The 16,389-nt window shown below is 77.3% G+C and carries 8 protein-coding genes; 5 read left to right on the top strand and 3 right to left on the bottom strand.

Features of this window, described 5'->3' with window-relative positions:
• Positions 1–68: 68 nt before the first annotated feature.
• The gene (locus ACYVO2_RS04805; RefSeq protein ID WP_461006312.1) at positions 69–1,499 is read right to left on the bottom strand and encodes a condensation domain-containing protein; all 1,431 of its coding nucleotides are present in this window, start codon (positions 1,497–1,499) and stop codon (positions 69–71) included.
• A gap of 468 nt (positions 1,500–1,967) precedes the next feature.
• Between ACYVO2_RS04805 and ACYVO2_RS04800 the strand changes: the two genes are divergently transcribed.
• Entirely contained in the window at positions 1,968–2,462 is a 495-nt protein-coding gene (locus ACYVO2_RS04800; RefSeq protein WP_461006311.1) for a GNAT family N-acetyltransferase, read from the top strand.
• Between the two features lie 40 nt (positions 2,463–2,502).
• Here the strand turns inward: ACYVO2_RS04800 and ACYVO2_RS04795 are convergent, their stop codons facing one another.
• Both ACYVO2_RS04795 and ACYVO2_RS04790 read right to left on the bottom strand, forming a co-directional pair.
• Positions 2,503–3,540 (bottom strand): LacI family DNA-binding transcriptional regulator, encoded by a 1,038-nt coding sequence (locus tag ACYVO2_RS04795; RefSeq protein ID WP_461006310.1) that lies wholly within the window; start codon positions 3,538–3,540, stop codon positions 2,503–2,505.
• An 847-nt stretch (positions 3,541–4,387) separates the two neighbouring features.
• Positions 4,388–5,185, bottom strand: a complete 798-nt coding sequence (locus ACYVO2_RS04790; protein WP_461006309.1) for a thioesterase II family protein — start codon at positions 5,183–5,185, stop codon at positions 4,388–4,390.
• Between the two features lie 256 nt (positions 5,186–5,441).
• Here ACYVO2_RS04790 and asnB point away from each other — a divergent pair, with 256 nt between their 5' ends.
• The 4 genes from asnB to ACYVO2_RS04770 form a co-directional block, all read left to right on the top strand.
• Positions 5,442–7,328 (top strand): asparagine synthase (glutamine-hydrolyzing), encoded by a 1,887-nt coding sequence (asnB, locus tag ACYVO2_RS04785; protein ID WP_461006308.1) that lies wholly within the window; start codon positions 5,442–5,444, stop codon positions 7,326–7,328.
• On the top strand, positions 7,316–8,071 hold the full coding sequence (locus tag ACYVO2_RS04780) for an aspartate/glutamate racemase family protein (RefSeq protein ID WP_461006307.1): 756 nt from the start codon (positions 7,316–7,318) through the stop codon (positions 8,069–8,071). The genes asnB and ACYVO2_RS04780 overlap by 13 nt, the downstream gene beginning before the upstream one ends.
• 89 nt (positions 8,072–8,160) lie before the next feature.
• Positions 8,161–9,927 (top strand): non-ribosomal peptide synthetase, encoded by a 1,767-nt coding sequence (locus tag ACYVO2_RS04775; RefSeq protein WP_461006306.1) that lies wholly within the window; start codon positions 8,161–8,163, stop codon positions 9,925–9,927.
• A partial coding sequence (locus ACYVO2_RS04770; RefSeq protein WP_461006305.1) for an amino acid adenylation domain-containing protein occupies positions 9,924–16,389 on the top strand: 6,466 nt, incomplete at its 3' end. The genes ACYVO2_RS04775 and ACYVO2_RS04770, both read left to right, overlap by 4 nt.

Raw genomic sequence — 16,389 nt, 5'->3', positions numbered from 1 at the left:
GCGCCAGGGGTGTCCCGCCGCCGGGGCGCGCGGCGGCTCGCGGGGGGCGCGGTCCCCGGTCGCGGGGATCACTCCGGCCGCGTTCCGGCGGCCCTTCCGGCGATGTCCCCGACCGCCTGCTCGGGACGGCCGACCGCGCGTTCCACCAGGCGCGTGTAGCAGTCGACGAACTCCGCCACCATGTCGGGGTGGAAGAAGCTCGGGTTGTAGGTCATCCAGCCGTGCCTGCGGTCCTGGCCCACCACGATGGACGGCGCCCCCCGCTTGATCCACATCTCCGGTGACCCCGAGTCCTGCGGTGCCGGCTCCGCGGCGGGAACCTCCCACAGCAGCGACGACGCGTCGCGCACCACGAGGCCGGCGGCCTCCTGCGCGGGCGGGTGCTGCGGCCGGACGGACTGGAACCAGGCGTGGTAGAGCCGCAGGAAGGGCCAGGGGCGCCGCCCCGCGAAGTCCGGGTCGACCGCGCGGGCCATCTGCTTGAACGACCCGCGGTGCTCGATGGCCGAGCGCAGCCCGGCGTCCGTGCGCGCCACCGTCTCCCGGAACGACTCGCCCGGCGCGGTCGCGGTCGCCACGTAGACGTTGGTGGTGAACTGGCCGACGAGCCGCCTGGCCTCGCCGGTCTCCCGGCCGTGGGTCGTGGTGCCGATCACCACGCGGGACAGTCCCGAGCGGTGGGCCAGCAGCACGTGGAAGGCCGTGAGCAGCACGACGAACGGAGTCGTGCGCAACTGCCACGCCAGTCGCGTCAGGTTCCCGGCGACGGACTCACCGAAGGAGAACGGATGCCAGGCCGCCGCGTTCCGGTCCTCCCCCGTGTCGGGGCGCACCGGGAACAGCACGCCGGGGGACAGGGGCGTCAGGTGGTCGCGCCAGTACTCCCGTTGCGCCGCGCCCGCCTCCGGCCGCGCCGCCGCGACCTCGCGGAACGTCGTGGCGGGGGGCGGCGGGGCGGGGGTGCCCTCGGCGTGTGCCCGGTAGGCGGCGAGCAGGTCGTCGACGAAGACGTCCACCGACCAGTCGTCGGCGATGATGTGGGAGAAGAACACCGCGAGGACGTGGTGGTCCTCGGCCAGCCTCAGCAGGTGGACGTGCCACAGGGGCCCCCGCAGCAGGTCGAAGGCGCGGCTGCGCTCGGCGCCGATGACATCCCTGGCCCGCTTCTCCCGGTCCTCGGCGGGCAGCTCCGAGAGGTCGCTGTGGGAGACCGGCGGAGCGATGTGCGGAAGGAATCGGATCAGCGGGTCGTGGGTCGTGTCGGCGAAGACGACGCGCAGGGCGTCGTGCCGGGCGGTCACGTCCTCCAGCGCGCAGTGGAAGGCGGACGACCGGAGCGGCCCCTCGATGCTCCGGATCGTCGCGACGTTGTACTGCATCCGGCCCGGATCCTTTGGCGCGAAATACTTCATGAAGTCCCACAGGGTTTCCTGGCTCGGCGCCAGAGGCGTCACGTCTTCCGGCACCGATATGTCGTCGCCGGTTTTCGGGCCAGTCATCGCTTGCCTCCGCGGGCGCAGTTCGGCATCCGTGGTCGGCGGGAATTCGGGCGCCGGTCGCCACGGGCGGGACACCGCGGGGCCGTGGAAGGGCCCCGGGTCACCGCATGAATTCGCACGATATCCCGGCGCGGGAGCGCGCACCAGGGTTCACCGGCCGGCGCATGCCGGGCCTATAACGGGGATATACCGTGTGCCTCGCGGCCTGCGCGGGAGAATCCGCAGGGGGCGGCGGGGGGGTGGGGCACGCCGGCGGAATTCCTGTCTCCGGCGGGGCTCGGAACGGCGGCCGCGGGACCGCGCCCGTGCGGCGGCGCGTCCCCCGCGGATCCTCTTCACCCCGTTTCACCCCGTGGCGGCGCCCGGCGGGGTCCGTGCGCGCCCTCCAGCCCTCCGGCCGGTACGCTCGGGCGCTCGGGCGGCGGGCCGGGGAGCGCCGGCGCGGGGAACTCGGGAGCGGGGGTCGTGATGCGGGGACGTGGGACGTCGGCGGACCGGGCGGACGGTAGGCCGGTGGTCAGGGCGGGCGCCGCCGCGGACGCGGAGGCCGTGTGCGAGGTGTTCCTGGCGGCGCGGGCCGAGGCCATGCCCTATCTGCCGCGGCTGCACACCGACGAGGAGACCCTGGCCTGGTTCCGGCACGTGGTGCTGCCGGGGCAGCGCGTGTGGGTGGCGGTCGGCCCCGGGGCGGGTGACGTGCTCGGCTTCGCCGCGGTCGAGGGCGAGATGCTCAACCACCTGTACGTGCGCCCCGACGTCCAGGGGCGGGGCGTGGGGTCGGCGCTGCTGGGCGCGGTGCGGGACGCCGGGTGGGAGCGGCTCGCGCTCCGGGTGTTCCAGCGCAACACCCGGGCCCGCGCCTTCTACGAGCGGCACGGCTTCCGGGCGGTGGACGCCGACGACGGCAGCGGCAACGAGGAGAACGAGCCGGACCTCGCCTACCAGTGGCCGCACCCGTCCTGACCTGCGGAAACGCCGACGGCCCGGCGACGCGAGGGGCGGGTCACGCCGTGCCGCGGACGAGCAGTTGCGGCGTCAGAACCGCGGGGGGCGGCAGTTCCCCGGCGAGGAGTCGCTCGACCTGGTGGACGGCCAGTTCGCCCAGCCGCCGCTTGTCGAGATGGAGGGTGGTCAGCGGCGGATCGAGCAGATCGGTGATGCTCAGCCCGTCGAAGCCGACCAGCGCGCAGTCGTCCGGCACCCGGACACCGAGCCGGCGCGCGGCCCGGAGGGCGCCCATCGCGACCAGGTCGTTGTAGGCGAAGACGGCGGTGACGCCCGGGTGCCTGGCGTGCAGCGCCTCGAACGCGGCGGCGCCCCCGGCCGGGGACTGCTCGCCCATGACGATCCAGCCGTCGTCGACCGGCAGCCCGTGCTCGCCCACGACTTCCAGGAAGGTGCGGCGCCGGACCTCCGGGTTGCACACGCACTCGCAGTCGAGCATGCCGATCCGGCGGTGCCCCCGGTCGACGAGGTGCCGCAGCCCGGCCCGGACACCGGCCGCGATGTCGATGTGGACCAGCGCGTGGTCCGACGAGTCCAGCCCGCGATCGACGATGACCAGCGGCACGGAGCCCACGTACGGCTCTAGCTGCGGATCGGGATGGTCGAGGTAGCCGACGAGCGCGTCGACCTGCCGACCCAGCGAGCGCAGCAGTGACAGCTCTCGCGAGCGGTCGTTCTCCGTGCTGGCCACCAGCACCTGCCAGTCCCGCTCGTCCGCGGCCGAGATCACCCCTGCGACGAACTCCGGGAAGAAGGGGTTGACCACGTCGGGGACGATGAGCCCGACGGTCACGACGTCCGGGCGGACCAGTCCCCGGCCGAACCGGCTGGGCCGGTACCGCAACTGCCGGGCGACATCCAGCACACGGCGCTGGGTCTCCGGGTCGATCTCCCCCTTGCCGTTGATCGCCCGGGAGACGGTCTGATGGGACACTCCCGCCGCCTGGGCGACGTCGCGCAGCGTGACGCGCTTGACGGTCCGCGCCCCCAGGGAGTCCCGTCCCCGCTGCTCCCCTGATTCCCGCTGTCCGGCCACGCCGCCCACTCACTCCCGCCCTCGTGCCGCCCTGCGCCCCCAGTCAACCAGGTGCACAGGCGCCGCCGCGCCCCCGCCTCCGGTCGCACGTCCGGCGCCGCTCCGCGACCGAGGTCCGCGCCGCACGGCGCCGTCGGCCGGGGACCGCCCGGCCCCGGCGTTGACGGAATCCGGCCACCCGGGCAACAATCTCGTTAGCGGTCACGTTAACGGTAACGGGACCAGTGAGGAGAAGCCGTGATCCCCTCGAAGAGCCCTCTCCGGCACGAGATCCACCCGCTGCTCGGTGGCGTGTTCCGTGATTGGCACGCGAAGGCGGGAGTCCTCTCGGCGCTGCCGGGCGCGCCGGTGGAGCCGGAGGGTGAACGGCGGCGGCCCTGGAGGCGCCGGCTGGGAATCCGGGGTGTCCGGGGTGTCCGGGGACGGGGACTGGGGCCCGGCCGCCGCGACTGCCACGCTTGAGCCGTTCGCGGACCCGGCCGGTCCCGCTCGGGGATCGGGTCCGACCGCCTCGGGCGGGTGACCCCGGCGGTACGCCCGCACCGGCTTCACCGGCGGCGGGGCACGCCGCCGGCCGAACCGCCCCGGCCCCGGCCCCGGCCTCGCGTCGGCGAGGCAGAGCCGGAGGCGGCGGCCCGGCGCGTGGCCGCGCCTCGCGTCGGCGCGGCGGGGCATGAGCAGAGCTCGGCCGCCCACCCCGCACGCAAGGCGCGACAAGGGTGGCCCATGGGGAAGCCCGGCCGCCCCTCCCCGCATGAAGGACGCACGCCCCACGGGCGAGAAGTGATCTCGTGTCCGGCTGTCAGGACGGCGCGGTCCCCGTCGTCGGCAGTCGAGCCCCGGCGGCTCAGCCCCGGGACCGCCGCGCCGCCGCCCCGGCCATCCGGCCGATCTCGGCCGCGATGGCGGCGCGGTGCTCGTGCAGGAAGAAGTGTCCGCCGGGGAAGGTGAGCCGGCGGAAGTCAGAGCCGGTCGCGGCCCGCCAGCCGGCCGCCCACCGCGGGTCGCAGAACACGTCGTCGGTGCCGGTGAGCGCGAGCACCGGGCAGGGCAGCGCGGTGATCGGCACCCGCGCGTTGTGCTCGGCCAGCAGGGTCAGGTCGGCGCGCAGGGCGGGCAGCGCCATGCGCATCAGCCCCTCGTGCCGCAGCACCTCGGGCGGGGTGCCGCCCAGCTCGGCGAGGGTCGCCAGCAGGTCGTCGTCCGGCAGGCCGTGCATCGGCACCGCCTCGGGGGCGCGCGGCGGGCGCCGTCCCGAGACGACCAGGCCCAGCGGCGTCGGCGCCCCCGCGCCGGCCAGGCGGCGGGCCGCCTCGTAGCCCACCAGGGCGCCCATGCTGTGGCCGAACAGGATGAACGGGGCGCCCGGCGGGGCGTCCGCCAGGACCGCCAGGAAGCCGTCCACCAGGTCGTCCATGCGGGTGCAGGGCTCCTCGGACCAGCGGGTCCCCCGGCCGGGCAGCTCCACCGGGACGAACTCGAGGCCCGTCTCCCCGGCCGCCTCGGCCCAGGGCAGGTAGGAGCTCGCCGCGCCGCCCGCGTGCGGCAGGCAGTAGACGCGGGTGCCGCCGCCGGACGGCCGCGGCGACCCGTGCCAGGGCGTCCACCGGCCGCCCCCCGGGCGGGCGGTGTCGGATTCGGGCATCGTTCTCCTCCGGTTCCTGCGCCGTGCGCCGTTCCGCGTTTCGGACGGCTGCCCCTGGATTCTCCGCCACCGCATTGCCGATAATTGTTTTCGCGAGAATCGGTCGGCTGCGGCTCCAGGTGGATTCAAGGATTCCGCCTTGTGGGACATCCGATCGGGTGTTCTACTGGGCCGCGGCGCCGGCTCCGACGTGATTTCACCTGAGAACCGTCGACGGTCCGGACAGCGAGAAGAATCGCTTAAACGGGGGCAAGGTGTGTGCGGCATAGCCGGGGTGTTCGACATCCACGGGCGTTTCGTGGAGCCCGAAACGGTACGGCGGATGGGGGCGCGGCTTTCCCATCGCGGGCCCGACGACGCGGGCGAATATCTGGGTGAAGGCGTGGGCCTCGCCTTTCGCAGACTGGCCCTCAACGACCTGGAGCGGGGCAACCAGCCGCATGTCGCGGCCGGCCCGCTCGGCGACGTCGTGGCGGTCTGCAACGGGGAGGTCTACAACCACCGCGCGCTCCGGGCGGACCTGCTGCGCCGCGGCCACCGGTTCCGCGGCGCGAGCGACACGGAGGTGCTCGTGCACCTCTACCGGGAGCGCGGCGCGGACCTCGCCGAGGAGCTCGACGGTCAGTTCGCCGCCGCCGTGTACGACGCGCGGGCCCGGCGGATCGTGCTGCTGCGCGACCCGGCCGGGATATCCCCGCTGTTCTACACCGTCGCGGACGGGCAACTGGTGTTCGCCTCCGAGGTGAAGGCGATCCTGCGGCACCCGCGGGTGGAGCGGCGGGTGGACCTCGCCGGGCTGGACCAGGCCCTGACCCTGCCCGGCCTGGTCAGCCCGCGGACCATGTTCGCGGGCATCAGCGCCCTGCGGCCCGGCGAGCGGCTGATCGCCGACCGGGACGGCGTGCGCACCGAACGGTACTGGGACCTCGACTTCCCGCGGGCCGACGACCTCGACCCGATCCCGCCGCACGCCGTCGAGCGGGAGCTGGACCGGTGGGCCGGGGAGGTGCTCGACGCGCTGCGCGGCGCCGTGGCCGACCGGATCGTCGCCGACGTGCCCGTGGGGATGTACCTCAGCGGCGGCCTCGACTCCAGCCTCATCGGCGGGCTGATGGCGGCGGCCCGGCCCGGCCTCGCCTGGCCCAGCTTCTCCGTCGCCTTCCCCGGCCGGGACTTCGACGAGAGCGCGCACCAGCGGCTGGTCGCCGCCAAGTTGGGCACCGACCACCGGGAGGTCGCCGTGGACGACGGCGACCTCGCCGACCGCATGGGCGCGATGGTGCGCCACGCGGAGGCGCCGGTCCGCGAGTCCTACAACGTCTGCTCGCTCAGGCTCTCCGAGGCCGTGCGGGCCCGCGGGGTCGCCGCGGTGCTCAGCGGCGAGGGCGCCGACGAGCTGTTCGGCGGCTACCCGGGCTACCGGCTGGACGCCGCCGGTCTGGGCGGCCGGCGCCTGCACGGACCCGACGCCCGCCTGGAGGACGAGATCCGGCGCCGCATGTGGGGCACCGACCTGCCCTACGAGCAGGACCAACTGCCCGCCCTGGAGTTCCGCCGCGAGCTGTACGCGGCCGACCTCGCCGACGCGCTCGACGGCTTCTCCGTCACCGGCGGGCAACTGGTCGATCCCGCCCGCGTGGCCGGGCGGCACCCGCTGCACCAGCGGTCCTACCTGGACTTCCACCTGCGTCTGGCCGACCACCTGCTCGGCGACCACGGCGACCGGATGGCCCTGGCCAACGGGGTCGAGCCGCGGTTCCCCTTCCTGGGCCGGGACGTCGTCGCACTGGCGGTCCGGATGCCGCCCGAGCTGATGGTCGCCCGCGGCGAGGAGAAGGCCGTGCTGCGCAGGGCCGCGCGGGACACGGTGCCCGGCGAGGTGCTGGCCCGCCCCAAGTTCGGCTTCCGCGGGCAGACCAGCAGCCATCTGCTGCGGGCCGGGGCCGACTGGTTCGAGGAACTGCTCTCCCCGGCCGTGGTGCGCCGGCAGGGCTACTTCGACGCGGACGCGGTGTCCGAGCTGGCGCGCCGGCAGCGCGAGGGCGGGCCGCAGGTGCACGCCCACCTGGACACCGACCACCTGATGCTGGTGGCGACCTTCGCCCTGTTCGTCGAGGAGTTCGAGCTGCCGTGCCTCGGCTGACCCAGCGGGCCGCGGCCACGCCCCGGCCGGACGCTCCCGCACCGCGCCGCCACCCGCTGGTCGGCATCGTCGGCGGCATGGGGCCGCTGGCCTCCACCGAGCTGCTGCGCTCGGTCTACCACCCCGGGGGGTGGGCGGTCGAGCAGCACACGCCGCGGGTCCTGCTGTGGTCGGACCCGGCCGTGGTGGACCGCACCGCGGCCATCGACGACCGGGACCTCGGACCGCTGCGGAGCGCGCTGGAACGCTCCGTCGGCGGCCTGGCGGCGGCCGGGGCCGAGCGGGTGGTGATCGCCTGCGTGACCGCGCACCTGGTGCTCGGCGACCTCCCGCCCGACCTGGCGCGCCGGTGCGTCTCGCTGATCGAGGTGATCCGCGCCGAACTGGCGGGCGGCGACGAGCGGCACCTGCTGCTGTGCACCACCGGCACCGCCAGGGCCGGCATCCTCGACCCCGGCCCCGCCGGGCCCGATCCGCACGGGCGCCTGGTCCGGCTCGCCGCGGACGACCAGGAGGCGTTCCACCGGGAGATCTACCGCGTCAAGAGCGGCGGCGACCCCGCGGGCACCATCGGCTTCCTCCGCGACCTCCTGCCGCGCTACGGCGTCCGCTCGTTCGTCGCGGCCTGCACCGAGCTGCACCTCGTCGTCCGGGCGATCGAGGACGCGGGGCTGGCGGACGCGTTCCCGTCCGTGGACCCGCTGACCGTGGTCGCCCGGCGGATCAGGAACGGAGAGCTGTGAGCGCACCCGCGCCCCCACCGCGCGGGCCCGCCGCGCCCGCGCGGGCCTTCCCCGCGCCCCCGCACCCACCGAGCGAACCAGGAGGTACCGTGAGCCACCCGGGCATCATCGGCCGCTGGGCGGACCAGGTCGAACGGCGGCCGGACGCGCCCGCCGCCGTCACCCCGGACCGCCGGTGGAGCCATCTGGAACTGGCGGAGTGGACCGCGGGACTGCGGGCCCGCCTCCCGGGCGGCGACCGCGGCCCCGTCCTGGTCGCCTGCGCCGAGCCGGTGCCCGTGGCCGCGGCCCTCCTGGCCTGCGCCGCCACCGGCCGCACCGTCGCCTGCGCGGACGTCCGCCAGCCCGCGCCGCGGTGGACGGAGCTGCTGGAGGACCTGCGCCCCGCCGCGGTCCTGGCCGACCGGGCCGGACGCGCCGCCCTCGCCGGCGCCGGACCCGCGGGAGCCGTCCCCGTCGTCGGGGCCGAGTCGGTGCGGCCCCGCCCCTGGCAGCCGCGGGAGTGGCGGGACGGGGCCGCCCCCGACGGCGGCTACGTCTACTTCACCTCCGGCACCACGGGCCGCCCCAAGGGCATCAGGGGCAGCATGGCCGCCGTCGCCCACTTCGTGGACTGGGAGATCGCCGAGTTCGGCATCCGTCCGGGCACCCGGGTCTCCCAGCTCACCTCCCCCGGCTTCGACGCCTTCCTGCGGGACGCGCTGGTCCCGCTGTGCGCCGGCGGCACCATGCACGCGCCGGGCCGGGCCGCGGACGCGGGAGCCGTCCCCGTCGGAGCGGGCCTGGCCCGCTGGCTGCGCGAGGAGCGCGTCGAGGTGCTGCACAGCGTGCCCACGGTCTTCCGCACCCTGCGCACCGCCGGGCTGACCGCCGGTTCCCTGCCCGACCTGCGGGCGGTGCTCCTGGCCGGCGAACCCCTCAGGTCCGCCGACGTCGCCTGGTGGCGCGGCCTGTTCGGCGACGGCATCGAGCTGGTCAACCTCTACGGGCCGTCGGAGACCACCATGACCAAGGTGTTCCACCGGACCACCGCCGCCGACGCCGGGACCGGGACGGTGCCCGCGGGCCGGCCCATGCCCGGCGTCGCGGTGCGGGTCCTGGTCGCCGGGCGCCCCGCCGAGGACGACGCGATCGGGGAGATCGAGATCGAGACGCCGTTCCCGCTGGCCGGCTACCTCGACGGCCGCACCGGCGGCTTCACCGGCACCCACCGGTACCGGACCGGGGACCTGGGCCGGCTGCGCCCCGACGGCGCCCTGGAGGTGCTGGGCCGCCGCGACCGGCAGGTGAAGGTCAACGGCGTGCGCGTGGAGCCGGCGGAGGTGGAGGACGTGCTGCGCCGCCACCCCGGCGTGACGGACGCCTGCGCGGCGGCGGTCGCCGAAGGCGAGGGCGACCCGGTGCTGTGCGCCTACGTGGTGGCCGACGAGGTGCCGGACGACGCGCTGCGCGCGCACGCCGAGGCCCACCTCGCCCCGGGCGCGCGCCCCGCCGTGTACGTGCGGCTCGTCGCCGTGCCGCGCACGCTCAGCGGCAAGGTGGACCGGCGGGCCCTGCCCGCGCCGTCCGCCGCCGCCTCGGCCGGCCGGGAGGCCCCCGGGGAGGGTCTGGAGACGGAGATCGCGGCCGTGTGGAGCGAACTGCTGCGACTGCCCGCCGTGGGCCGCAGGGACGACTTCTCGCTGCTCGGCGGCGACTCGCTGGCCGTGGCGCGGCTGCTGGACCGGCTGCGGGTGCGGTTCGGCGTGGACGTGCCCGTCCGCGTCTTCGCGGCGGAGCCCACCGTCGCCGGGCTCGCGGCGGCCGTCGCGGCGCGCACCGCGACGGCCGCCGGCGCGGAAGGCGGTGACCGGTGAGCGGCAACCCCTCCCCGCGGCGCAACCGCGCCCGGGCTCCCCTGTCCTACGCCCAGCGCGCCATCTGGCGCGCCGAGCAGGTCACCCCGGGCACCGCGCTGCACACCGAGACCGCGGCGTTCCGGCTGACCGGCCCCGTGGACGCCGCCGCCCTGGAGCGGGCCGTGGCTCAGGTCGTGGCCCGGCACGAGGTGCTGCGCTGCGCCGTGGCCGACCGGCCCGACGGCGAGCCGTGCCAGGTGTTCTCCGAGGGTCTGCGCCCGCCCCTGGAGCGGGCCGACCTGTCCGCGCTGCCGGAGCACGCGCGGGAGGCCCGCCTCGCCGAGCTGCTCGCCGAGGTCGCCGCCACCCCCTTCGACCTGGCCCGGGCGCCGCTGATGCGCGCGCACCTGTTCCGGCTCGGCGACCAGCGGCACGTGCTGCTGCTCACCGCCCACCACCTGGTCGCGGACGCGTGGACGCTCGGGGTGTTCCTCGAGGCGATGGGGCGGGCGTACGCGGCGCTGACCGGCGGCGCCGAACCCGCGCCCGCCGCCGGGGACCGGCCGTCCGGCGCCCCGCGGGTGGACTTCGGCGACTACGCGGCCTGGCAGCGCTCCGACCCCGACCCCGGCCGCCATCTCGACTACTGGCGCACCCGCCTGCACGGCGAGCCGGCCGCCGCGGAGCTGGCCGCCGAGCCGCGGCCCGTGCCCGCCCCCGGCGCCGACGAGCCGGCACCGGTCGCCGGCGCCCTGCACCACTTCACCGTGCCCGCCGGGCTCACCGGCCGCCTGAGCGCGTTCGCCCGCGCCGAGGTGGCCAGCCTGCCGGCCGTGGTGCTCACCGCGTTCTGCGCCGTGGTGCAGCGCTACACCGGCCAGGACGACCTGGTCGTCGGCATGCCCGTGGCCACCAGGGGCGGGTCCGCCCTCACCGGGATGATGGGCCCGCTGCTGAACGTCATGCCGTACCGCGCCGACCTCACCGGTCAGCCGACGTTCCGTGAGGCGCTGGCCAGGACACGGCGGGCGCTCAAGGCCGACCTGCGGCACCGGGACACGCCGTTCGACCTGATCGTGGAGGACCTGGGGGCCGCGGCGGGCGCCGACGGCACCCCCCTGTTCCGGCTGATGTACGCCTTCCACAACGGCCCGGCCACCACCCCGCGCCTGCCGGGCGTGCGGGCGGTGCCGGAGCCGTCGCACAGCGGCACGGCCAAGTACCAACTGTCGCTGTTCCTGCGGCCGAGGCCGGGCGGCGAGCTGGACGCCACCGTGGAGTACCGCACCGCGTCGCTGTCCGCCCGCACGGTGTCCGGCTTCGCGGACGCCCTGCTGTGCCTGCTGGGGGCGGCGGTGGCGGACCCGGACCGGCCGCTGGCCGAGCTGCCGGTGATGAGCGCCGCCGAGCACCGGCGGGTCGTCACCCGGTTCGCCACCGCGGGGGCCGCCGCGGACACCGCGCCGCCGCCCGCCGTCCCCGCGGTGCTGCGGGCCCTGGCCCGCGAGGACGCCGCCGCGCCCGCCGTGACCTGCTCCGGCCGGACGCTCAGCCGGGCCGAGGTGGACGCCGCGGCGGACCGGGTCGCCGCCAGGCTCGCGGCGGTGCACCGCACGGCCCCCGGCGACCGGGTGGTCCTGGACGTGGCGCGCGGCGCCGCACTGGTCCCGCTGATCCTCGGGCTGTGGCGGGCCGGGGCGGTCCTGGTGCCGTCGGACGAGGCCCTGCCCCCCGAGCGCGCCGCGCACGCGGTGCGGGACAGCGGCGCCCGGCTGCTGGTCACCGACCGGCCGCGGGCCGCCGCCGACCTGTCCTGGCCGGCCGGCCTGCCCGTGGCGGACCCGGCCGGGCTGCTGGCCGCGGGCCCGGCCGGCCCCGTCCCCTTCCCGGACGGGCCCGGGCCGCGCGAGCTGGCCTACCTGATGTACACCTCCGGCTCCACCGGGGTGTCCAAGGGCGTGGCGGTGCCCCACGGCTGCGTCGCCAACCTGCTGCACAGCGTGGTCCGCGAGCCCGGCCTCGGCCCCGCGGACGTCCTGGTCGCGGTCACCTCCCCCACGTTCGACATCTCCGTGCTTGAGCTGTTCGCCCCCCTGGTCGCGGGCGGGCGGGTGGTGGTGGCGGAGCGCGAGACCGTGCGGGACGCCGCGGCGCTGGGCGCGCTGCTGGAGGACAGCGGCGCCACCGTGCTCCAGGCCACGCCCTCGCTGTGGCGGGGCCTGCTGGACGGCCACTGGCCGGGGCGGCGCGGGCTGCGGGCGTTCAGCGGCGGCGAGGCGCTCGACCCGGACCTGGCCGCGCGCCTGCTCGACCGGTGCGACGAGCTGTGGAACCTCTACGGCCCGACCGAGACCACGATCTGGTCCACGGCCGGCCGGGTCAGGCGCGGCGAGCCGGTCACCGTCGGCCGGCCGGTGGCCCGCACCACGGCCTACGTCCTCGACCGGCACCACCGCCCGGTGCCGCCCGGCGCCGTCGGGCAGCTCGTCATCGGCGGCGCCGGGGTCAGCGCGGGGTACTGGCGGCGCGCGGAGCTGACCGCGGCCTCGTTCGTCGACGACCCGGTGGACCCCGAGGGCGGCGTGGTGTACCTGACCGGCGACCTGGCCCGGCACCTGCCCGACGGGCGGCTCGTGGTCCTCGGCCGGGCCGACCAGCAGGTCAAACTGCTCGGCCACCGCCTGGAGCTGGGCGAGCTGGAGGCGGTGCTCGGCGCCCACCCCGAGGTGCGGGCCGCCGCCGTCGTGCTGTCCCGCGAGCAGCCCGGCGGGCCCCGGCTGGCCGCCTTCGCCGCGCTCCGGGACGGCGCGGCCGACCGGGACCCGGTGCCGGAGCTGCTGGGCCTGCTGCGCCGGCGGCTGCCCGCGGGAGCGCCCGTCACCCTCACCGCGGTCCCCGAGCTGCCGCTGAACACCAGCGGCAAGGTGGACCGGCCCGCCGTGGCCCGCATGGCCCGCGAGCTGCCCGCGGACCGGGAACGGGTGCCCCTGGCCACCGCGGCCGAGCGGGCGCTGGCCCCGCTGTGGGCCGAGGCCCTGGGCGGCACCGCGGAACGGGTCGGCAGGACCGACGACTTCCTCGCCGCGGGCGGCAACTCGATCGCCGCCACCCGGCTGCTCACCCGGGTCCGCGCGGTGCTCGGCGGGGCCCCCTCCCTCGCCCGGTTCTACACCGACCCCACCGTGGCCGGCCTCGCCCGCGCCGCCGCCGAACACGCCGCGGACGCGCCCGCGCCGCCCTTGGCGGCGGCCCCCGCCGACGCGGTACCGCTCACCGACCAGCAGCGGCAACTGTGGCTGGCGCACCGGCTCGACCCCGACTCGGCCGCCTACCACCTCGCCGCGGCCGTCCGGCTCGACGGCCCGGTGGACGTCCGCGCCCTGGACCTGGCCGTCACCGACCTGGCGGCCCGGCACGAGACCCTGGGCGCCCGCTGCGAGCTCAGGGACGGCACGCCCGTCCTCGTGCTGCGCCCCGCGGCGCCGGTGCGGCTGGCGGTGGTGGACGCGGCGGAAGCGGCGGGCGGCCCGCGGCTCGACGCCCTGGCCACGGCCGAGGCCACGCGCCCGTTCGACCTCGCCACCGGGCCGCTGCTGCGCGCCACCCTGGTCCGCGCGCCCGATGCGGCGCCCACCCTGCTGGTGACCGCCCACCACCTCGCCGTGGACGGCTGGTCCATCGGCGTCGTGGTGCGCGACCTGGCCGCGCTGTACGCGGCCAGGACCGGCGCGGCCGACCCGCCGCCCGCGCCCGGGACCGGCTTCGCCGCGTACGCCGCGGCCCGCACCGGCCCCGCGGCCGAGGCCGCCGCCGCGGAGCAGCTCGCCCACTGGACCGAGCGCCTGCGCGGCCACCCCGGTGTGCTCGACCTGCCCGCGGAGCCCGGGCTGCCGGCCGCGCGCCGCGACGCGGGCGGCACCGTGCCCGTCGCGCTGCCGCCCGACCTCACCGCGCTGCTGCGGCGCACGGCCGCGCACCTGCGCACGACACCGTTCACGGTGCTGCTCACCGTCTTCGCCGCGCTGCTCGGCCGCTACGCCGGCAGCGACGACGTGGTGGTGGGCGTGCCGACCGCCAACCGGGAGCGGCCCGAGCTGGACACGGTGGTCGGGTCGCTGGTGAACACCCTGCCCGTGCGCGTGGACCTGTCCGGCACGCCGGCCTTCGCCGAGCTGGCCGCGCGCACCGGGCGGACGCTGGCCGCCGACCTGGACCGGCCCCTGGTGCCGTTCGACCGGCTGGTGTCCGCGCTCGGCCTGGCCCGGGACCCCGACCGGCCCGCGCTGGTGCAGGCCGCCCTGGTGGTCCAGGAGGCGCCGCCCCGGCATCTGCGGCTCGGCGACGTCGGCGGCCGGCTGACGCCGGTGCCGACCGGAACCGCCAAGTACGCCCTCACCCTCGCCCTGGACGAGCACGCCGACCGGTTCGACGGGCACCTGGAGTACGCCGGCACCCGGTTCGGCCCCGCCTTCGCCGAGCGCGTCGCCGGGCACCTGCTGACGCTGCTGCGGGCCGCGCTCGCGGACCCCGGCGCCCCGCTGGACGCCGTGTCGCTGGCCGACCGCCCCGTGCCCGCGCCGGAGCCGGCCGAGGAGCCCGGGGCGGCGCGCGGGCGGCACGCGGTGCCGGTCCACGAGCTGTTCCGCCGCCGGGCCGCCGCTACCCCCGACGCGGTCGCGGTCAGCCACGCCGGGGCCGACGTCGGCTACCGGCGACTGGACGCCTGGAGCGACCTGCTCGCCGCACGGCTGCGCGACGCCGGGGCCGCCCCCGGGCGCTTCGTCGCGGTGCTGGCGCCCACCGGCCCGGCACAGGCCGCGGCCGTGCTGGGGGTGGCCAAGGCCGGCGCGGCCTTCGCCGTCCTGGACCCGGCCGACCCCGACCAGCGGCTGCGGGCCGTGCTGCGCGACGCCGACCCGGTGTGCGTGCTCGCGGCGGAGGCGCCCCTGGCGGCGCGTGGCGGGCTGTGCGACCCGGCCGGGGAGCGCCTGGACGGGGTGCCGGTGGTGGCGCTCGGCACCCGGCCCCCGGAGCGGCCGCTGCCCGCGGCGCCGCCCGAGGTGGCCGTGCGCGGCGACGACCCGCTGTGCCTGGTGCACACCTCCGGCTCCACGGGCGCGCCCAAGGGCATCGTCCTGTCCCACGCGACGCTCGCCCAGTTCGCCCACTGGCAGCGCGAGCGGTTCGCGATCCGGCCGGACAGCCGGATCGCCCAGTGGGCGCCGTTCACCTACGACGCCGCCTACACGGAGGTGTTCGCCGCGCTGTGCTCGGGCGCGCGGCTGTGCGTGCCGCGGGACGAGGTGCGCGGCGACCCCGTGGCGCTGGCCGAGTGGCTGGGCGCCGAGCGGGTCACCCAGATCCAGACCGTGCCCGCATTCTTCCAGCTCGTCACCGAGGCCCTGGACGCGGCCGGCCGGTCCCTGCCCGACCTGGAGCACGTGCTGCTCGCCGGGGAGGTGCTGCCGGTGGCGCTGGCCGAGGCGTGGGCGGACCGCCCCGACCGGCCCCGCCTGCACAACCTGTACGGGCCCACCGAGTGCGTGCTCGCCACCCACCGGGAGCTGGCCCCCGGCGAGCGGTTCCCCGGGTCCGTTCCGATCGGGGCGCCCATCCCGGGCCGTCAGGCGCTGGTGCTCGACCACCGGGGGCGGCCGTGCCCGGTCGGCGTGACCGGCGAGATCCATCTGCGCAGCGACTTCCTGGCCGACGGCTACCACCGGCGGCCCGCGGAGACGGCCGCGGCGTACGTGCCCGACCCGTGGCGGCCCGGCGGGCGGCTGTACCGCACCGGCGACCTGGGGTACTGGCGTCCCGACGGCGAGCTGGCGTTCCTCGGGCGGACCGGCGGCCAGGTGAAGATCCGCGGCAACCGGGTGGAGCTGGAGGGCATCGAGGCGCTGCTCGAGGCCCATCCGCGGGTCCGTGAGGCGGCAGCGGCGGCGCACGGGACCGGCACGGCCCTGCGGCTGGTCGGCTACGCGGTCGCGGACGGCGCGGTGACCGGCGCCGAGCTGCGCGCCCACCTGGCCCGGCACCTGCCCGCGCCGGCGGTGCCGGACACGGTGGTGCTGCTGGACGCGCTGCCCCGCACCCGCACCAACAAGCGGGACCGGGCCCGCCTGCCGGTGCCCGGGGCGCCGGTCGACGCCGCGCCGCGCGAGGGCGTGGAGCAGATCGTCGCCGACGCCTGGCGGCATCTGCTGGGCGGCCGGCCCGTCGGCCGGCACACCAACTTCTTCGAGGCGGGCGGCGACTCGCTGCTCGCCGCGCGGCTCCAACTGGAGCTGACCCGGCGTCTGGGCCGGCCGGTCCGCCTGGTGGAGGTGTTCGCCCGCCCCACCGTGGCCGAGTTCGCGGCCGGGCTCACCGGCGGCGCCCGGGACCGGGCGGCCGGGACCCCCGGGAGCCCCGCTCCCGGGGGCCCGGGCGGCGCCGAGCCCCGCGGCGGGCCGCGGCGCGCCGCCGTCCGGCGGGGTC

The organism is Streptomyces capparidis, assembly GCF_054782095.1.
Note: the sequence above shows the minus strand (reverse complement) of the source record. Positions and strands in the feature narration are given on the sequence as shown.